This window comes from Geobacillus sp. FSL W8-0026 (genome assembly GCF_037966255.1).
Taxonomy (GTDB): Bacteria; Bacillota; Bacilli; order Bacillales; family Anoxybacillaceae; genus Geobacillus; species Geobacillus icigianus.
In genome coordinates this window covers 284,196-303,152 of sequence record NZ_CP150194.1, presented here as the reverse complement: position 1 = coordinate 303,152, position 18,957 = coordinate 284,196, and the positions used below count along the sequence as shown (strand labels likewise).

General features: G+C 46.6%; 27 protein-coding genes. 1 reads left to right on the top strand and 26 read right to left on the bottom strand.

Going from position 1 to position 18,957, the window contains the following annotated elements; translation table 11 throughout:
- Positions 1-12: 12 nt before the first annotated feature.
- The 7 genes from NST29_RS01670 to NST29_RS01640 form a co-directional block, all read right to left on the bottom strand.
- Entirely contained in the window at positions 13-930 is a 918-nt protein-coding gene (locus NST29_RS01670) for a phage major capsid protein (RefSeq protein ID WP_033020108.1), read from the bottom strand.
- Between the two features lie 40 nt (positions 931-970).
- Positions 971-2,401: an XkdF-like putative serine protease domain-containing protein gene (locus NST29_RS01665; RefSeq protein WP_033020110.1), complete on the bottom strand. Its 1,431-nt coding sequence runs from the start codon at positions 2,399-2,401 to the stop codon at positions 971-973.
- 73 nt (positions 2,402-2,474) lie between these two features.
- A complete protein-coding gene (locus NST29_RS01660; RefSeq protein WP_033020112.1) occupies positions 2,475-3,341 on the bottom strand; it encodes a phage minor head protein in 867 nt (288 codons plus the stop codon).
- Positions 3,334-4,776: a phage portal protein gene (locus NST29_RS01655; protein ID WP_339232616.1), complete on the bottom strand. Its 1,443-nt coding sequence runs from the start codon at positions 4,774-4,776 to the stop codon at positions 3,334-3,336. The genes NST29_RS01660 and NST29_RS01655 overlap by 8 nt, the downstream gene beginning before the upstream one ends.
- Before the next feature lie 18 nt (positions 4,777-4,794).
- Positions 4,795-6,186 (bottom strand): phage terminase large subunit, encoded by a 1,392-nt coding sequence (terL, locus tag NST29_RS01650; protein WP_033020117.1) that lies wholly within the window; start codon positions 6,184-6,186, stop codon positions 4,795-4,797.
- Complete coding sequence (locus NST29_RS01645; RefSeq protein WP_033020118.1) at positions 6,161-6,694, bottom strand: hypothetical protein; 534 nt, start codon at positions 6,692-6,694, stop codon at positions 6,161-6,163. The genes terL and NST29_RS01645 overlap by 26 nt, the downstream gene beginning before the upstream one ends.
- An 82-nt stretch (positions 6,695-6,776) precedes the next feature.
- A complete protein-coding gene (locus tag NST29_RS01640; protein WP_324699484.1) occupies positions 6,777-7,280 on the bottom strand; it encodes a hypothetical protein in 504 nt (167 codons plus the stop codon).
- A gap of 566 nt (positions 7,281-7,846) precedes the next feature.
- Here NST29_RS01640 and NST29_RS01635 point away from each other — a divergent pair.
- Entirely contained in the window at positions 7,847-8,068 is a 222-nt protein-coding gene (locus NST29_RS01635) for a hypothetical protein (protein ID WP_033021475.1), read from the top strand.
- A 3-nt stretch (positions 8,069-8,071) separates the two neighbouring features.
- Here the strand turns inward: NST29_RS01635 and NST29_RS01630 are convergent, their stop codons facing one another.
- From NST29_RS01630 to NST29_RS01540, 19 genes are all read right to left on the bottom strand, one after another.
- Positions 8,072-9,124, bottom strand: coding sequence for a hypothetical protein (locus NST29_RS01630; protein WP_033021474.1), 1,053 nt, complete (start codon positions 9,122-9,124; stop codon positions 8,072-8,074).
- 88 nt (positions 9,125-9,212) lie between these two features.
- Entirely contained in the window at positions 9,213-9,713 is a 501-nt protein-coding gene (locus NST29_RS01625) for a sigma-70 family RNA polymerase sigma factor (protein ID WP_055358557.1), read from the bottom strand.
- 342 nt (positions 9,714-10,055) lie between these two features.
- Positions 10,056-10,196 carry a hypothetical protein gene (locus NST29_RS01620; protein ID WP_156961366.1) on the bottom strand — a complete coding sequence of 47 codons (141 nt, stop codon included), beginning with the start codon at positions 10,194-10,196 and terminating at the stop codon, positions 10,056-10,058.
- Positions 10,197-10,575: 379 nt separating this feature from the next.
- On the bottom strand, positions 10,576-10,947 hold the full coding sequence (locus tag NST29_RS01615) for a hypothetical protein (RefSeq protein WP_235207628.1): 372 nt from the start codon (positions 10,945-10,947) through the stop codon (positions 10,576-10,578).
- Between the two features lie 177 nt (positions 10,948-11,124).
- On the bottom strand, positions 11,125-11,544 hold the full coding sequence (locus NST29_RS01610) for a RusA family crossover junction endodeoxyribonuclease (RefSeq protein ID WP_033021467.1): 420 nt from the start codon (positions 11,542-11,544) through the stop codon (positions 11,125-11,127).
- Positions 11,545-12,125: 581 nt separating this feature from the next.
- Entirely contained in the window at positions 12,126-12,323 is a 198-nt protein-coding gene (locus NST29_RS01605; protein WP_033021461.1) for a hypothetical protein, read from the bottom strand.
- Positions 12,324-12,496: 173 nt separating this feature from the next.
- A complete protein-coding gene (locus NST29_RS01600; protein ID WP_051985098.1) occupies positions 12,497-12,982 on the bottom strand; it encodes a hypothetical protein in 486 nt (161 codons plus the stop codon).
- On the bottom strand, positions 12,957-14,210 hold the full coding sequence (locus NST29_RS01595; protein WP_235207627.1) for a replicative DNA helicase: 1,254 nt from the start codon (positions 14,208-14,210) through the stop codon (positions 12,957-12,959). Before NST29_RS01595 ends, NST29_RS01600 begins: the two co-directional genes overlap by 26 nt.
- Positions 14,207-15,046: a replication protein gene (locus NST29_RS01590; protein ID WP_324699534.1), complete on the bottom strand. Its 840-nt coding sequence runs from the start codon at positions 15,044-15,046 to the stop codon at positions 14,207-14,209. Before NST29_RS01590 ends, NST29_RS01595 begins: the two co-directional genes overlap by 4 nt.
- Positions 15,047-15,067: 21 nt before the next feature.
- On the bottom strand, positions 15,068-15,229 hold the full coding sequence (locus NST29_RS01585) for a hypothetical protein (RefSeq protein WP_339232608.1): 162 nt from the start codon (positions 15,227-15,229) through the stop codon (positions 15,068-15,070).
- On the bottom strand, positions 15,226-16,068 hold the full coding sequence (locus tag NST29_RS01580; protein WP_033022731.1) for a recombinase RecT: 843 nt from the start codon (positions 16,066-16,068) through the stop codon (positions 15,226-15,228). Before NST29_RS01580 ends, NST29_RS01585 begins: the two co-directional genes overlap by 4 nt.
- Positions 16,069-16,081: 13 nt before the next feature.
- Positions 16,082-17,041 carry a YqaJ viral recombinase family protein gene (locus NST29_RS01575; protein ID WP_235207645.1) on the bottom strand — a complete coding sequence of 320 codons (960 nt, stop codon included), beginning with the start codon at positions 17,039-17,041 and terminating at the stop codon, positions 16,082-16,084.
- A 100-nt stretch (positions 17,042-17,141) separates the two neighbouring features.
- The gene (locus tag NST29_RS01570) at positions 17,142-17,321 is read right to left on the bottom strand and encodes a hypothetical protein (protein ID WP_033022730.1); all 180 of its coding nucleotides are present in this window, start codon (positions 17,319-17,321) and stop codon (positions 17,142-17,144) included.
- Positions 17,318-17,665: a hypothetical protein gene (locus NST29_RS01565; protein ID WP_235207644.1), complete on the bottom strand. Its 348-nt coding sequence runs from the start codon at positions 17,663-17,665 to the stop codon at positions 17,318-17,320. The genes NST29_RS01570 and NST29_RS01565 overlap by 4 nt, the downstream gene beginning before the upstream one ends.
- Before the next feature lie 172 nt (positions 17,666-17,837).
- Complete coding sequence (locus tag NST29_RS01560; protein WP_165570952.1) at positions 17,838-17,999, bottom strand: hypothetical protein; 162 nt, start codon at positions 17,997-17,999, stop codon at positions 17,838-17,840.
- Entirely contained in the window at positions 17,999-18,262 is a 264-nt protein-coding gene (locus NST29_RS01555; protein ID WP_033022728.1) for a hypothetical protein, read from the bottom strand. Before NST29_RS01555 ends, NST29_RS01560 begins: the two co-directional genes overlap by 1 nt.
- Positions 18,263-18,266: 4 nt before the next feature.
- Positions 18,267-18,551 (bottom strand): hypothetical protein, encoded by a 285-nt coding sequence (locus tag NST29_RS01550; protein WP_033022726.1) that lies wholly within the window; start codon positions 18,549-18,551, stop codon positions 18,267-18,269.
- Positions 18,523-18,768, bottom strand: coding sequence for a DUF771 domain-containing protein (locus NST29_RS01545; RefSeq protein WP_033022737.1), 246 nt, complete (start codon positions 18,766-18,768; stop codon positions 18,523-18,525). Before NST29_RS01545 ends, NST29_RS01550 begins: the two co-directional genes overlap by 29 nt.
- Before the next feature lie 45 nt (positions 18,769-18,813).
- The gene (locus tag NST29_RS01540; protein WP_268746103.1) at positions 18,814-18,948 is read right to left on the bottom strand and encodes a hypothetical protein; all 135 of its coding nucleotides are present in this window, start codon (positions 18,946-18,948) and stop codon (positions 18,814-18,816) included.
- Positions 18,949-18,957 lie beyond the last annotated feature (9 nt).

Genomic DNA, 18,957 nt, shown 5'->3' with positions numbered 1-18,957 from the left:
CTGCTCACCTCATCAGCCGGTGTATCCTTTGCCAACGACAGCGGCGTTTTCGTCTTCAAAATGGCAGTCAACGCGCAACGTCGTGACAAAGTCCGTCCGGCGCAATTTCGGTTGGCGATCCGGTTCAATGCGAATGTCGCGATAGATGCCGTAGACAAGGTTGGCTGGATTAACAAGAAGCGCCGTTCCGGCAGGCATGTTGGCCGCATCGACAACCGCAATTCCTTTGTACGCCAATTGCGTTGCAGTCGTTTGTGCCGTGTCGCCAAGTCCCGTGCCGCGAGAACGGAGGACGTCACGGTAGGCGTCTTCAATGTCCCAATGGACGTAGAAGCGCCATTGCGAACGATCACGCAGGTATTTTTTCGGCAAGGCATGAATCATCGCGTCAAACATCGCTTCGACATTGGTCGGATCAAAGTCCGTATCGCCTTGGACAAGATTGGCCGCTTTCTTGAGCCAGCCGTCCGTTTTCGCCAAGAACGGATCGCTGCTCGCTTTGTCGCCGTTGAGGAACAGTTCTTCAAGGTCTACACCGACACGGTCAGCGATCAACTGAATCAGCGTGTCTTCAAATCCCTCACGTTCGATGTTGTCTTCGAGCGTCGAGTCAGTGATGCCGGAAATGCCAATGACTTCTACCGACTCAAGTTTGTTCGTGCTAAAATCCGGCTTCGCTTCGCCAGTCGGGGCTTCTCCTTCCGTCGCCCCTTGCAAAACTCGCGAACCGAATGCAATGCGGTCAATATCATGCGTGTGGCTCGTCATGTCAATCCGACGCGCTTCATCCAAAATGCGGGTGGCTTCGGAAACCGTCCGCACGAACAGTCGTTGTTTCGCCGGAGTCAAGCGAGATGCTCCTAAGTCATTCGTCGTGATGGCTTTTAGAGCGTTTTCTAATTTTCCGAGAAGTACATCGTTCGTGAACATATATTCAACACTCCTTTTCTAATTTTGTGTCTGACACAAATTATTTGCGTTTAAAGCCAAACGGATCGCGGTCGTATTCGTCTTGCGTTTTCGATTTTTCCGCCGCGCCGTCTTGCCCTGTCAGCCGCTTCGAAAACGGAATTTTCCGCTTGAGTTCGTCAAGCTGTTTCATGACTTGCTCGTATTTTTCTTTGTAGTTTTCATCGTCGCTCTTGGTCGCCGCTTCGTCTTGGGCGTTGCCTTCCTCTTGCTGTCCTTGTGGCTCTTGCGGCTCTTGTTGCTTTTCCGGCTCGTGATCCGATGCCGCGCCTTTCAGCGTATTCATGATCTCGGTCAGCTTATCGTTCATTGGCTTCAACGAATCGTCAATCATCTTTTGAACATCCTCGACTTTCACTTCTTCGTCACCCTCCTTCGATTTGCTTGCGCGTTCTTCTTCGGCGATCCGCAGGAGTTCGTCAATAACCTCCTTTGCGGCTTTCAGCTTCTCATAGTTCGCATCGGAAATTTTTCGCCCTGCCTTTTCGGATGGTTTTAGGCCTAGCTTTTCTTTCAACCTATCAAAAAGGCCTTTATTCGCCCGCTGTGGGCTTGTTTCTTCTTTCGAAAGGGTTACCTCTTGCCCATCATTTTCCTCGCCTCTCATGGCCGCCTGCGCCTCTACAGCGAGGTTTTGTGAAGACGACTCCTCAACAGGGACGATGTTTTCCACGATACGAACCTCTTGCAGGTCGCCGACGAATTCAACGTCTCCCTGCTCATCGATCGTGTAGCCGATTTGGAACAATCGCGTGCTTCCTGTTTTCATATCCTGAATTCGGATAATCACCGAGTCGTCAAAAATCGAGTGGACGTATGAATCGATCACGTTGCTGTCGAACGTCTGATAGACTTTTCGGCGCAACAAATCAGCAAGGTATTCATACGAGCCTTGAAGCGCCTTTTTCACCGCTTCTTCTCGATTTTCCTTGCTTTTGATCGCGATGAACTTCGCTTTTGGCACGGCAGGCTCGTCAACAAGGGAAACGGCATTGACCACCCAATCGCCGGCTTCTCGCTCTAAATCGGCGAGCGTCGTGCGTTTCGCCGCTTCTTTCGATTTCAGCGCCACTTTCGGAACACCCATAATCGAGAAGCCCGTCAGTTTCCCTTCCTTCACCGCCTGCCACACTTCCTCGTCCTGAACACGAACGCCCATCATCCAACTTCCTTTCGGCACGGTCAATTCCTCGTTAATCTTCCAATCAAACGGCAAGATGTACGATTCCACCACCTTGCCGACATTGTTCAGCGTGTGTTGCAAGTCGATGTTGCCGTACTGCTCTAAAAACTTGTGCGCCACTTCTTCGATTTTCTCGGCCGTGACGACATCCCCGTCGCTGTCCGGCTCGTCTGGAACAAGAACGGGGCCAAATACAATCCGCTTTTCCTCGTTCTTGTGCGTGACTGGCGCCGTCAGTTCATGCTTCATCCTCTCACTCCTTTCTGTTCGGAATCGTTTCAAAAAACGCGCTACGCCACGCCCTAGAATGGAATCACCCCCTTTATGGATAGTAAGGCGTGCGAATGATCGCCTCGCCTTTTTTCGGGATATACGGACGGCATCGGCATCGACAGTTGATCCATTCCTCAATGGGGCCGGATCGGTCTAGTGGATGCATCAGCCCGTTTGAGAAACGCTCATCCATCCGAACCACCTGTCCGTGCAAGGAATAATGATCGGCGCGGTCTTTTGGGTTTCTGCCCCTCACCCGACTGTCTCTGACCGTCAGCCACTGTTTATACCGGACGTTGTAATCTTGCATGGTCTGGACAATGCCGATGTTTTGCGCTCCCTGCACTTCGGTTCGTGCGATGGTCCGCAATCGATGATCTCGCAGGTCTTGGAAGTCCGCTCGCAAATCCACGGCGATGTCGTCAATCCCTTTTCCTTCTTCATATCCGCGAATCAGCGTGGCACGGAAATCGCCTTTAATCCGCCGGAATGTGTCGTCTGAAAATACATAAACGCGCTCTCGCAATTCTTCGAGAACGCGCTCGCTGAATTCAGTGAAAACCGCTTCCAAGCCCTGTTCGAGAATTTCTTCAAACGTCAATTGCCGCGCCACGACCGCACTTTCGACAGCGGCTTCGGCGATCTCTTCTTCCATGTCCGCGAAAATGGGGTCTAAAATATCCGCAATAAACGTTTCCTGTTCGAGAATCGACAGCGGGATATAGCCAAGCTCCCGCAACCGCTGAATGAACAGACTCTCAAGCCCGACTTGTAACCGGACAAGACGCTGGGCAAGGCGTTCCTCGATTTCGGAAATGCGCTCGTCCTGCTCTTTAAACGCAGGAAGCGCGCCGTGCTCAACAAGGAATGACACAAGCTCGCGATCCATTTCCAACAGCTTGCACACCTTACACATGCTTGCCGCCTTCTTTCGTAGCAATATCAATCAGTTTGGTGTGTAGCTGTTTCAGCGAATTCAGTATCGCGTTCATTTCTTGTTGTGAGGCGTCGAGCGGTTGCCCGAAAATGAAATGTCTGTCTAGGTTCGGGTCGTCAATCGGTTCCTTTCCTAGCTCGCGCAAAATCATGTTCGGACTGTACGCACCGATGTCAAATAGGAATCGCAATTCCTCAATTTTCGCTTGCGTGTCTTTCGTATCGATGTCTTTGAAACGGAAACGCCAGTCGGTGATTCCCAGCCCGACGGATAGCAATCGGTTCATCACATTTTCAAGCATGTCTTGTCTCGGCTCGATGACTGATTGCTTGTAGATTTCCGTTGACTCCCTCGCCGTTGAGCCGCCAAGCGACCCCTCGACGACAATCCCAGCGCGATAAGGCGGAACGCCATGCGCGGATAAGATTTCATCGCGATTGTCCGCCCTCAACATGCGGAAACTTGCTTCCTTCGTCTCCACGGACAACGCTTGGAACTTGATTTCAACTGGCGTGTCCGAGAAATCACCTTGCGGCTTTTGCGCCGTCACTACAAGGGTTGAATGCCGATTTTTCTTGATGTCCTGTTGAAAGTATCGTCGGATCAATTGCTTCGTTTGCTCGTCGAGTTCCGCTCCTGTCACCGTCACGACATACGCTGGAACGGCGTGATTTTCAAAGAAACTGATGTTGTACTCCGCCCGCTCCCGGTCGGAAATAATCGCGCTTAGCGCGGGCAAAATGTCCGGCAAGCCGTAATAGTCACTCCGGCTCGTATAATTGTGGACGTGAATGATTTCTGTTGCCCGTCGTTCGATCGGAATTGAACCGGCAGGCGCGATTTCGCCCGTCACGTAGTCCACGTCATTTTCAAAGCCAAACCGCTTGAACCATACTTTCTTCACACCGCGAATTTGGCAATATCGGTTCATATCCTGATGAACGCGAACCGTATGCGCCGGAATATGCTCCAGACCGACAAGCGTGCCGTCTTCGGCTCGGATGACCTCATAATATCCGTTCCCAATGGAATCGTAGTCCACCATCACGTTGTTATTGATGTCGGTCAGCGTCTTGTACGGGTTCGGGTTCTCTAAAAACTGCATGGCGATTTCGCGTTGCTGTTCGCTTGGGTTGTTTGTTTTCGCTTCAAGATACCATCCTAGCCCTGCAGTATCCCGCGCCTTCGTTTTAACCGCTCGATAATGGTATGGGTTGATTTCGAGCAATTGCGCCAGTGCTTCAAAATTGTAAAGAGGTTCGACAAGCCCCAATTCCCCATACTTGCCGTCAAACCGGTCGTTTGGAAGGGCTCTCGATTCCCCTTGCTTGATGGCGTAGCGTTCAAGCGTGCTTTCTTCGATGATCTCCCCGTCACTTAACACATACGCCTTGGCCACTGTTTTCTTCTCCATGCCGTTCCCTCCTTTCTGTTAGAAAATATCAACCTTGATCGTTCCTTTCGTTCCGGCTCGGTCGAGGTATCGCAATGCTTGGGATGTCGCGTCCACTTGGTCGTCGGTCGGTGCGTTCGGGAACGCGACCAATTCCTCGACGTAATCATGCACCCACGGCGCGATGCTCGGATGCGGAATATAGATGTTCCCAGCTTCGAATTGCGGCGATACCGCGTTCAGCCGCTCGACTTTGGTTCCATTCGGCACAACAGGCAACATGCCGCTGATCTGATGACGCAATGCATTGATGATCGCCGTCCCGTTCGCGCGGTCTTCGATAAGTTTGGCTTGCGCCTGCGGCCACTTGGACGTCAGTGAGACGATTGCACGGATCGACTCGGTGAAAGACAGCTTCGCACGGACTTGGTCAAGCAAGTACTTGTCCGCGCCTTTCCTGCCCCATACTTGACCGACGACAAACGAACCGTCGTTGGTATCCTTGAACGCAAAATCCCATGATTGAATGTATTCGTCCATTTGAGGGGCTTGTTTGTAATACTTGAACCACGAACGATGAATGATCGCGCCGCTTGGCGGCGTTGGACGCTGTTGGTAAAGCGCGTTCCATGTTCGGGAACCGACCGTCTTTTTCGTTTCTTCCGCCCACTTCTCGTCAAATCCGTACTCCGGCCATAACGGCTCGCCGATTTTTCGCCCTAGCAAGTCGTTTTCGGAATCGCAAATCGCAGGCAAGGAAACCACTGTCCACCGCTCTGGCTCGTGTTCTAAAAGCCGTCCGGCAAGGTCATCCTCATGCCATCTTGTGAGAATTAAAATAACCCGTCCGCCGGGTTGCAAACGGGTGGATAGCGTATTTTGCCACTCATTCCAAAGCATGTTTCGATACGTGAGCGAATCCGCCTCTTTGCGGTTCTTGATTGGATCGTCGATGATGAGCAAGTCCGCACCTTGCCCTGTGATCCCACCGCCAATCCCGACCGAAATCATCCCGCCGCGGTACCCTTCGACGTCCCAACTCGTCACCGAATTAACGTCTCTTGAAAGACGGATGCCAAACAATTCCTCGCCAAACAGTTCGATCTTTTGGCGGTTAGCCTTCCCGAACCGCCTTGCCAATGAATCGCCATAGGAGACTTCGATGACTCGCCTGTTTGGATTGCGCCCGATAAACCATGATGGGAACGTCTCTGTAACGGTCATGGACTTGGAATGACGCGGTGGCATGAATATCATGAGACGGTCGATTTCGCCCCGTTCCACTCTCATAAGATAATCGCAAATTAAATCCGAATGTCGGGACGGGCGATAGCGCCCAAAATGGGTGTATTCCAAATAGACCGAGTAATCTTCTTTGGCTAACTCTTTTTCGAGCGCGTCTAAATTATTCAGAATCTCGCTTATTAGCATTGCGCTTTCGGATAAGTCGCTTGATAAGCTCCCTTGCTTCTTCGTCTTCGAGAAGTTCACTGACGATGTTGTGCTCCACTCTGATTTCGTATTGCCCATGATTCGCCACCTGCCCCGAGTGGTTCAAGTCTGCCGTCAGTCGCTCTTTGCGCCCCCACCGTTCGGGGAACTTTCGCTCAAGACGCCAGGCCGCCGCCTGCCAATTTTCCTCCGCTGCCTTGCCGATAATCGCCACATCCCGTATCTCCGCTTGCGCCAACGCCTTTTCTATTGCGTTGGATAACTCAACAAACGGCGCTTCACTTTTCTTCGGTCGGGCGTTCGGGTTCTTCGCGAGACGCTCCTTCTCCCTCGCACCGCGTTTCAGCCAATCATAAAATGTTGTTTTGTTGATGCCGACATAAGCGCAAGCCGTTTCAATGTAATTACCTGCCCGAATCACTTTGACGAGTTCCTCCTGCAATTCGGGAGTAAGTTTTATTGGCCGTCCCCTTTTGTTCCTTGTCATACTCACTCACCGCCTTCAACTTTATTTTTTAATATGTGTCAGCGTGAAATAAACTCCAAATAAAAAAGCACCCTGAAGGGTACTAATTATGCAAAGACTGAAACGCATTAAACACAGCTTGCCCAATTCCATATAAAGTTTGAATAGTTCCGATATCTGCTGTAAATTCACCAATTTTCCTCATGATTTTTCTATATTTACTTTCTGCTTCTTCATTCGTTTTTGATTTCATTATTTCCATTATTTCTACAAGTAATTGAAATAGTTCATCTTGATTTTCAATATTCTTTTGTAATAAAAGCGTAACTTCTGAAAGAAAAGCCGTGTTTTTTTCTATTCCTTGTAAAGCACTTAATACGGCTTTTCTGTACTCGAGTTCTTCTTGTTTTTCACGCTCCTTTTGTTCTGCAAGCCGTTGTTGTATCTCCCTCATACGATTTACCGTTGCATTAAATTGATCGCTGATTTGATAATTTGTTAATGATTCTGGGTAAGTAAATTTTAACCGGTCGCTCAAATTTAAATCCTCAAACACTTTTTTAATGTTCTGTTGTGATTGTGATATTTTTTTAAAATTATCATCCATATAACGCCCTCCTTCCGCCTACCCAATACGACAAAAGGAGAGTTTTTCCTACATCATTCTTTCGTCAAATATCGACATCACTTGTCACGTATAACAGCAAAGTGTTTGACTGGCTACAGCGCCGAAATCATTAACGAACCTGTAGTATGATCCACCATCGCTAAAACGATGGTATCGATCTCGGATTTTCAAACTTCATTTCCTCTTCACCGCTCCTCGATGTCGCTTGTACGTCGGTCGGTTCACACCCATCACATCGAGCCAATCGCGCCAGGTCATCCTGTCTTTCTTCATGCGGTTTAACTTTTGTTTGTCTTTATCACCCAATGCCTCGCGCAACTTATACACGTGCATCACCTCGCTCAAATAAAAAACGCCACCCGATCGGGTGACGCCAATGGAAAGAGGTTCGGCTTGCCACTTTTCACTTATTAGTGGCATTCACACGACAAAAATACAGTGTTATAAATAAGTTTTGCTTTGACAAAAGTAAAAATGATATTATTAAGTCATAAGGAAACATTTCTGTTGTTGTTGAATATGATTAAAAAAGGGGGCGAGGTGACATGAAGAAAATCATTGGCATTCTTTCTCAAGTGAATATGTCTGTACTTCTTATTGCCTTTTTCTTCTTGTTGTACGACCTCACCCTATTGAAACTGGACGTATTTGGAAACCGTACCGTAGGTGTTTTTTATATTAGAGAACTTGTCTCTCTCGTGTTCGCAATATTGACAGTGAAAAGTTTCTTTAAAATCGAAAACCGTTATAAGGAGAAGGAAGAATGAAGCTTATTCTTCCTTTTTTTCATCTTTCGCTTCTACTGGTAGAGAAGTTTGTTTACTCAGAGATTCAACGTATGCTTGTAATGATTTTTGCAATTGTCCGGGTAATTGAATTTCAAGATTTTCTGCATTCATAATCAAACGTTCTTTTTGTTCATCGTTTGGCTCGTTAACTCCCTCTTGAGTTTGACCTTGCTGCTTTAGTTTTTGCCACTCCAGCAACCTTCCCACAATCCCCGGTGTATCGAATTCTATGCCGAAAAACTTTACTCGCCCGCCGATCACCCCAACGAGTGCTACTGCTATCATGATGATAGCAGGAATATACCCTATTAATTCGATGGCTCCGGGAGACTGGACATTGATTTTAATATCAATTTCATCGTCAGAATGACTATCAGCCAACGCGAACAAATCAGACATGAAAGATATGAAGTGATGAGCTTTGATGTGGTCTTTCTTGCGCACATGTAGAATAAAATGACACTTGTCTCCCTTGATATAAAAGTCAAATAACGCTTTATCAATATACTCGGCATATCCATCCGCTTTGGAAATAGTATGCTGAGAATAAATAAGCCTGTATAACTGCGGGTCTAAATGATCTCTTCTTACAACCTTAATCCATTTTACTTTTCTTCGTTTGCGATAAGGGCAAACTCCTTCATACTCAAAGAACCACTCCGAATGTTCGTCCATATCTTCAATCTCAATGGGGATATTTTCCTCGTAAGGCGTTTCGTCTTGTATAATTCCAAAGTGTATATAAGCTGATTTATTAGAAGGAATTAACACAACATCGCCCTTCTTGATGTCATGACAAAACGCCTTAATCTGATTGGCTACATACTTGGGCCTGTTTTCGTTCTTGTATTTTGCCCGAACAATATCTTCTAATGGACGGTGATCGTGTAAGTGTTTCAACTCAATTTGGTTCCATCCGATACCTATGAATCCATCATGAACAAAATGGTCATAATACTCTCCTGAATTCGTCCTTACAAACCAATACCCCCTATCTATCGGAATGTTAGGAATGTGTTTTGCTAACTCTTCCATTCCCATCATCTCCCCTTATCCGAACTTTTCCAATCTTATTTTACAATGCTACAGCCTTATTATCTATCAAAAAATGAAATAGTCCTCTTCACCCGCAAAGGCAGAAGAGGCTTTCGTTTATACGTCTTTTTATTTTCTTTTCAGCTCGTTCAATCATGGTTTGAACGCTACTGGATGATATACAAAGGTAATTGGCGATTTCGCTATAGGTGAGGCCGTATCCGCGTGACATCAGATACACTTCTTTTTCGCGTTCAGTCAATACCGATAAGGCATCTTCGATTCTCTCTCGATCCCAATTTGTAATGACGCTTTCCTTTTCATGATCGTCCCATTCATAGACTGGGTCACTGGAACGGAAATATTTTTGCATAAGTAATGGGTCGAACGGCTTTTCACGTTGATATGCAGCTCTTCGTTCAATGCCTCTTCTGTTTCCTGGCATCCTGCTAGTTTCCATCCACTCTATCGCAAATTCAAGGTCCGAAATCATTCCTCTAATTATCTTTTTGTCTTCATCCGATGCCCTTTCTAGGAGTTTCTTTGCCGATCGTAACGATTCCCTATATTGTTTCAAAAGCTCCTCCATCGGACTCCTCCCGTGGTATAATATGGTTGTCCCTCTTCTTTCTGATGCGCCGGGAGAAGTCCTGGCTTTTTTAATGGCATTTATGGCAATAGGTTTTTCCGCCGACAACTCCCCATCCGTTTGCCTTCATCTCTGCAATAGCTTCTTTCTTTGTTTTTCCGCGGGGCGCTTTGAAATCGGAAGTATACCAATTTCCACACTTGCTACAACAAGCGTCATAAAACTTAATAACGTCCATAGATACCACCTTTACTTAATTGGTTTCTGCAGCGGGTACAACCGCAAAGTCCTAAGCTCCCATCGGCCGGGAAAAGTCCGGTCTTTTTTATTTAGACCCGGAGCTTATGCCTTGCAGTTCTGCGTTTCTTTCGGATCATACTGATTCACAAGCTTGTACCCTTGCAGCTGATACTGTTTGACTTTCCATCTTCGTTTCGTTCGAATTTCATTGTGTGTTTTCGGATGGCGCAAAATATAGATCATTCGGTTCCCTCCTTTCCCTCATAAACTCCAAAAAATGTTCACGAATTTTCCACGCTGTCTTTCCACCGATCCCCGGTATTTCTTCCAACTTCCCAAGCCACTCCAGCATCAATTGCGTGTCTAATTCGTTTTGCCGTTTGGCTCCTGCTTCAAATCCTCGATTCCATGCCGCCATGATTTCTGGACGAAAGGGAGAAGTTGTTTTCTCCCTCTCACGTTTGATTTTGCGTAGTGTTTTCCCCACCTCACATCACTACCTTCCAACCTTTTCGGATGCGGCTATCAAGCTCGTATCTTTTCAGTGGTTCATATCGATAGACAGCTTGTCCATCCTCACGTCGATACAGCAGATACCATCTCAGCCGGCGCTTACGCTTGCTCATGACTCGTATACATCCTTTTGTAGTTTTTGGAGAGCGTATAGTCTCAGTGCTCGGAGCTCTCGCGTCGCATCTGCCCAGCCTTCTTCGCTCCTATCTTTCCGTTCGCGCAGCTCGTTGACTAGCTCTTTCAGTCTTTGTATTTCATTTTCGAGGGCAAGGATTTCTTTATGCAGCCGTTCGTTTTCTGTCATTGCCTCTTCAAAAAGCTCTTTCCGGTGATCTGCTTCCCGTTTCAACTGTTCACACTTGTCGCCATCTGCCCCAATATTCGCTTTTAATTTCTCCAGTTGCTTCTTCAGCTCATCCCGTTCCGCCACAACTTCCTCATACTTCGTGTATGCGATCACTTTTGGCTTTTGTTGTTCCATCGTATCCTCTCCCTTCAAAATATCTTCAAGCTTTTCGCCGTTTTTATATCGCTCAAGTTGTTCCGGTGTCAGCTGATACGTCCGCACTGTCATATCAATATTGTGCGGGCGGTTGCCAAAACGAGGCGGCCTGAACGATACGGCGAAACCCTCGTGATGGCCGGCATCCCGTTCACCTCACTTCTCATCTATCGGCATGATTGTGATTTCCACTCTCGGCGTCTCGCTGTACCATTTGGAAATATGTAAGTCCACCACTTGGCTGTCGTCTTTCCAAATGACGTTTTTGAGCGCGTCTTTGACTCCTTTGACGTAGTTGTCGACATCCGGTTTGGTTGTTGGCCTTAGCTGGCCGGCTTCGGCTGCGGCTTTTTTCTTTTTGCTAAAGCTCTTCAAAATAGGTTTGTACACCTTAACCTCAAGGGAAATCGGTCCCTCAATCAATTGTTCCGGCCGATGTTTCGATGCAGCCAATTTCAAATAATGCTTGAAATCTCGTGATTTCTTGGGATCATACATCCGAACGCGGCCATTCACCGTCGTCGCCCTTGGCCGTCCCTGCGCCACGGGCTCGCCATACACAATGAACTTGATCATACTCATTCCTCATCCAACCTTTGCACGTAAAATGGTTGAGCATATTGCTCTTGCAGCTGGCACCGTTTTTTGCTTTTATACGGAAATTTAAAATCAATTTTCCTGATGCAGTATGTCTGGGTGATTGTTGTCCGTCTTTCCACGTTCGATACATGGATACGGCAAGTCTCCCCTGTAAAATGTTTGCATACCGGGCATAGATCCGGGTGGTATCGAACAGGCATGTTCTCGTACTCTACAATTCTTGTTTGTTTCATTCGGTTCCCCCCAATGCTCGCTCTAGCATCACTTGTACTTGTGTCCGCGTTCCTGGGCCGCCCTGCTTCATTCTGTTCAGCGCCTCTCGGATCGCCTGCTCTAGCTCTTGCACACGCTCATCCAGCTCCTGCACACGCGCGCACTCCCAACATCTGATTCTGCTGTGATGACACACATCCATTCCCATCACCTCGCTAGGCGCTTTATTTTGCCCTGTACGGCGTTTTTCTGGTTTTGCGGTACTTTCCTATTACCCTTGCAAGAAAAACGCCATATGAGCCAAAATACGCGGTTTACGAGCGTGTTAGGTTTTAAGATTCGGTTCACCACATGAAATAACCACGCTCTTTCGCTTCTTCCCACTCTTTTTCCGTTTCAATCGTTTCATGTTCTTTGACGCATCCGTAACAATTCGTGATTACTTTGATTTTCAAAAACTTCTCTTCGAATTCTTTTGTCCAATCTTCTTCATACGGTTCAACGCTGATTACTTCTTGAATGTAATGTTCTAAAAGATTCACTTGTTTTCACCTCGCTAAATGGATCATCTGCAAGAAAAACGCCGTACGGGCGAAAATGAGCGTATATCATAGCTTCTTCGTCACAAGCAACCTTCGCAACGCGTAGTAGTCCAAGTCATAGATGGATTGACCTTGATGTTCCGTGATTCCCATGTCTAACAGTTGGCGAATGATTATCTGCTTTTTGATCTCCTGTGTGAGCTGAACTTTTTCGTAGAGGATGCCCATTTATATCTCCCCCTCTCGTAAACCCCAGCGAGCGCCGGGAATTTTTCGTGTTCCTTTTTTATGTCGCGGAACGTGACTGTTTCACGCCCTCGCGTCATTGGGAAATCCATCAATTGTTGATGACAGTTATAAGGGTGTCGTTTAAACGTGTTTCTGAAGAACTGAATGGCTTCTTCTTCATTCACCGCGAATACGAATGCAAAAAGTTCTTCCTCATACTTGAGAGAGAAAATTTTTATATCACTGAATCCAAGCTGATTTTGCTCAATCATCTGTGCAACTTTTTGATGATCGGCCTTTGTAAAATCGAGTGAGTCAGCATCATCATCGAGGGTCACTTTCCCTTCCTGGAGCAAATGCAGTATGTAGTGGGCTAGTGTCTTTTCCTCGTATCGGATGCTCTCCTCATACAGCTCTCTGACCGTAATCATCGATAATCTCTCCTGTGTGCTCGTTGTATTTAACGCGAACCGTTCCAACCGGGCCGTTTCGGTTTTTAGCGATGATAAGCTCTAGTGTGTCGTCGTCCGTTTCCTTGTTGTAGTACTTCTCGCGATATAGGAAGATGATGAGATCTGCGTCTTGTTCCACGCTTCCTGATTCACGAATATCGGACATCACCGGGCGCTTGTCCGCTCGTTGTTCAACTGAACGATTCAGCTGCGCTAATGTGATGACCGGACAATTGAATTCCTTTGCCATTGCTTTCAGGCTTTTTGATATTTCTGTCACTTGCAAATGCGCGCTGCCGCCGTAAGAATTCGCTGGACGTATCAAAGTCAAATAATCTATGAATATCACAGGCTTTTTTCCTGGAAAACTATGAACCATTTTCCTTGTTTTTGCTCTCATTTCCATGATGGTTTGGCCGGCACCGTCAAAAATCTGAATGTTAGTGTCCGCCACTCTTCCAATAATGGTCGGCCACATTTTTTTCTGTTCATCGGTCAGACCCTTATAAAGGTTCCGCATCTTCATGCGATTGAATCGGCCCGTAGAAGCAATCAGACGGTCCGTGATGCTTCTGCTCGGCATTTCAAGCGAAAAGATAATGGGTAGATGTCCTTGCCATCCTGCCTGTTTGGCTAGATGAATCATGACATCCGTTTTTCCCATCGACGGCCGCGCTGCAATCACAGTCACTTCTCCGTCCTGGAATCCATTTGTTGTTCTGTCAAGTTGGACAATACCTGTCGGCACTCCACGCTTCTTTTCCTCTGGTCGCCAAGGTGCTTCATACATATCTGCAAGAATATCGGTGATTGATGCATGATCGTCCATCTTTGATTCGTTGATCGCGTCTAGCGATGTGATGACTTTCCCGATCTCCCATCCTTCTTGGATTGCTCGCGTTAGAATATTGTTTTTCTCCCGTTCCTTCCAAGCTTCTAAAACAAGTTCCTCGTATTCTTCAATTTTTTCGGCATCGGCAAAGGAAGCAAGTTCGTTAATGTATGAGATGCCGCCAAGTTGCTCTAACTCGGGAGCCGTCGATAAGGTAACAACATCGACGGGCTTCCCTTTTCTCGCGAGCTGCAGCATGATCTTAAGAAGCTTCTGATGACGGATTTCCTCCAGCTGTTCAGGCTTTAGTGTTGTATCTTTCAGTAAGTAGTTGTGCTTTAGAAACGTACCAAGCAAAGCCTTTTCTGCGATCATGGCCAATCCTCTCCTGCGTTAATATCGAATACAAAATCATCTGGTATATCACGACCATGTTTTTCTGTTACCACCACTTTTGTTTTTCCTGTTCTCTGTTTTGTTTTCTGATCGAACTTCTGATTGTACTCCTTCACGGCATCTAAGGTGAATAAGCCTAAATTGTGAAGATCTTTTAGAATCTTAGAAACATAACTTGATGGATTTCTAGGTAACTGTAATCGTGCTCTTTTGATTACCTCACAAATGATCGCTTCTGGTTCAATAAATTGACTTTTATCAATCCAATAATTAAACTCATCCAATAACGTTGGTGGTGGCAGATAACCAAACGCATTTTCAAACTCAACAAACGGATTAGGTTTGCTTATATCATCATCTTTATTTAAATTTTTATTTATATTATTTATTTCTTGGTTGGTAGGATTACCAAAGGTGCCTTCGGTAGAATTACCAAGGGTACCTTTGGTAGAATTACCGATGGTAGTTTTACCATTGGTAACTTTACCTATGGTAGAATTACCAATGGTTTCTTCATCCAACCATTCATCATAATTTTTGTTGAAACTGATTATACGAGGTTTCCCAGGCTGAACCTTTTGAATGATAATCCTTCGTTGTTCAAGCTTTGCTAATTCTCTTTGTAGTTGTCGTTGATCGTACTTAGTTGCCTCACTCAGAAAACGAAGCGAAAAAGTGTGTTCTTTTCGATTAAATCCATAAGTGTAACGCCAGATAACAAAGATAAGACGATATTGGATAGGGCTGAGCTTGGTCAGCGCCAAATGCTCTAAAATTTCATTTGCGATTTTGGTATATCCGTTCTCAAGCTGCACGTCTGCCAAGCTCAACACCCCCTATTTCTTGACACATATCACATACGACCCTTCAATCCTCACCGGCTTTAAGCCGGGATGGCTGCTTTTGATGTATCCCTTGATGTACTCGATGTAGAGCTTCTTGTTGCCGGCAGCCATCCATTTGTAGCAATGTGGAATTGCAATGCGGTATTCCATCATTCGATGTCAAAACTCTCCTGCTCAAAAGGTTTGTTTTCTGTAGCCGTTTCTTCTTGCGGCTGCGGATCGATCACCTCGTATGCCTCACCTTCGATGTAGTCAGTTTCCTGGGCTTCGTTTGTGATGTCCTTGACTTCCCTGACCTCTTTTTCATCCTCGATGAACGCATTTTGCATTTCGATCGAGAGGATACCCCATTTAGAGAGCATGGCCTTTAAGACAGTCTTTTTCGCCATAGCGTCATAGTCATTTTTCCAACCAAAGTCAGACTTAGAGAATCTTTTGCGATGTGCCTCGATCTGTTCTTTTGTCCAGTAGACGGTTTTGCGGAATCCGTTAATCAGTTCAAAAAAGCCGGCGTAACCAATGACTTTATCTGATACCTTCGCTTCAAAATCCAATTCCAGTTCCTCGGTTAATGGATTCCATTTTTTAAGTTGTCCTTCGTAAACCTCGATCACATTGATAGCTCGATATTGACCCGTTCGTAATGCAAGCTGAATATATCCCTTGTAACCTAGTTGGAACTGTGCTTGATTACCGTATGGAACAATCCATGCGTAACCCAAGTTTTTATCAACCGGCAAATCGAGCGTGGCTGCCACCATCGCTGAAGAAATCACACTCATCGGGTCACATTTTTGCAATGTTTTTTCCGAGCTGTATAGATTCACAATTGAAGTCATAAACTGCGGCGCACGCTTGTCTAAGATTTCTTCAAAACGTTTCTTGAGTGTTGGACTTGCTAACAATCCTTTTAAGGTCTGCACGGTTGATGGTTGCTGGGAAGCGTTATTTTTAGCCTGCAGCTGATTTTTGAGTGTTTTGGTTGTCGCCATATATGAGAACCTCCTAGTTTAGTGTTTTTATAGAGAAATAGCGTGATGTAATCGGCTTAACGACTTGTTGGTAGATGTCAGGGAATTTCTCTTTTAGCAATTTTGCATCTACCCGATTTTGAATACGTGATTTCCATTGCACCTCATAATGACCCACATAACCGATTTCAGCATCTTTCAGTTCGTTTTTAAGTTCATTCTCGATCGCTTTTTTCTGTTTTTCCAGTTGCTCAATTGTGTCTTTAAGGGACTGATATTCCTCAATTTTTGATTTATAGGAGGCGCCGAGTTGAGCAACTTTCTCCGGATCCGCTTCCTTGTAACGTTCCTTCAAAAACTTTTCTGCCGCAGATGAGCCATCAAGTGCCGGCGGTTGATTCGCTAGAACGTGATTGTTCCAAAAGTCAATCTCCGCTTGGAGGATCATCTCGATCAATTCGTCGTCTCGCTCGATTTCCTTCCAAATGAACTTTTGACCGCCGATCAGAACTGCGAAATATCCTTTTCGATACTCCGGCCCCAAGACACCGAGATAATGCTGCATTTGAACGATATATGCCTCCGGAATGTCATCGCCTTCCCATTCTTTTGCAAGGAACGCGGAAGCTGTTTTGCACTCTAAGATGGCTTTCTCGCCAACAATGAATCGGTCGATATTAGCCAAGATGAAATGGTGATTCGGATGCTGAAACATAACGTTCCGTTTCCGTACCTTTTTTCCGGATCGCCTCTCGAATTCTCTGGCCACTAAATCTTCCAGTAACGTTCCAAAGTAAGCTGCATCACTTGTAGAAGATTGCAAATCTACTTGTTCAGTTTTTTCGAGCCATAATTCAAATGGCGTTTTGTATTTGTTCAACCCGAGAATGACCGAAGCATCGCTGCCTCCGATCCCTTTTCGCCTCGCTTCCAGCCATTCCCCATGGCTCATTTCGCTTGTGTTTGCGAGAATAATAGCTTCCAAGTTTTCCACCTCCATTTGATTTTTCTGAGACGATCCTGTACCATGTAAGTAACGGTTCATAGGAGAATCACCGTTGGCGCCTCGCTCCCTCGGCGAGGCGTTTCTCATGTTATGCCTGTTTTGGCCGGCCGAACTTGCCGCAATAGTCATAGGCGCACCATACATCTTGGTGAATCATCAAGCCGTCAATAAACTCAATGACATCATCCCCCTCGACAATTTCCCCGCCGCATCCCTCGCAATAGCCGACCACATGTGTCTCTTCCTGACGAATCGGATGCTCAATCATGCTGGTTCACCCCCTTTCAGTTCTGCGATCCTCTTTCGGATCGCTTCTGTCGTCCGGCCAAGCCGTGCAGCCAACACTTCAACAGGATGCACGTCGTAGTGGTTGACGAGATAAAAATCCTCGTCTCGTGACCACCTGCCTACCCGGTGGCTAAGGAAATACGGGTCAAAATCGTTCTCTTCCCATAACGGGCGGCTGATCTCTTGCATGCGCTGGCCATGAGGGCATTCTCGACAAACCGACATGCAGGAGTTGAGCTTTGAGTGATATTCACATCGCTGGCAATGTTGGTCGAGGATCTGTATCGCCTGCAAGCGGATACGACGCTTCTCTGTCTTCGTCAAGATCATCACCTCCTTTCTGGTGCACATCGTCACGGCCAGGAACAAACGTGATGGGCGAGGGGGATAGCACCCTGTTTGCTCCTAGCCATGACGACAGGCACCAGGCCTGTCCTTGTGTCGAGTGGGTAAATATGGTATATTATCATTGGGCTGGTTTTTTTCGGCAGTGCTATTACGCACTAGCCGTTTTTTTACGCCAAAAACGTTTATACAATTCCTCTTTAGCTTTCAGCTCAGTCACTTGCAGCAATGCTTGGTTTTCCCGCATCTCCTTGCACAATCTACGAACCTCTGAAACTTTCATAAGACGGCTGGCGGTGAAGCAAATATTCATCACTCATTCCCCTTTCCGATAATCGCTGTAATATTGATTCCGCGTTCTTGTAGCGTCGCGATCAGTTCAGCTAGCTGATCGTGTTCTCTCTTCCGCCGCAGGAGCTCGTCCAGCTCTCGACGACAACGGCGGTATTCTTCGACCCAGCGATTGGCTTCATCAAGCTGCCCATTCACCCATGCCACTCGCGCGTAGTCCAAGTAGAGGCAACCGCAACCCCATATCTTTTCTGCCAACTCCCGATCTTGCTCAAGGACGTTCATGCTGTCACCTCCTTTCCTTGAGACCAAAGCGTTCCGGATACTTTTCCATCGCCTTGAAAACCGTTCGGAGTGTCACCCGGTTTTCATGGACGATTTTGCCGTCCATAAACGTCAGTTCAACAATGATGTTTCGATCGACATCGAGAAAGCTGATGGCGTATGTCGGTTCCGCTATGGTTTCAAACTCCATGACGGCTGCTTCAATCGGCTGGATGTCCTTGTATCGGGCAGAGATCTCGTCAGTAACACGCGACGGCAACTCATCGAACGAAAGTTTTTTGACTTGCATGAGGATCACCCTTTTTCGTAAAGATGTCTCGGAAATGCTTTTGCAAAAACTCCTCCATCTTCGAAGCGATGAAGCACCAGCGTTCGCCTTTTCGTTCCGGGTAGTACACAAAACCTCCATTTTCAATGTCGAGCATCGGTTTGTAGCGAGGATGGAGCAGGATGTGCTCCTTCAGCCAATCCTCGCTGTATCCGGTGCGCTCTTTTAGGTCTTGCATCGACCACCAGACTTTGTTTCTCACTTCGTCTCCCTCCCTTGAGGCTCAGAACTCATATTTCGTATCTTCCCAACCGCACTCTTCGCACACCGCTTCCCAAACGTAGCCTTTCCCCTCAACAACCTCAACAACTTCGTATTGAGCATTTTCGCAACCGCAACGTGGGCATTCCATGTTCATCCTTTTCAC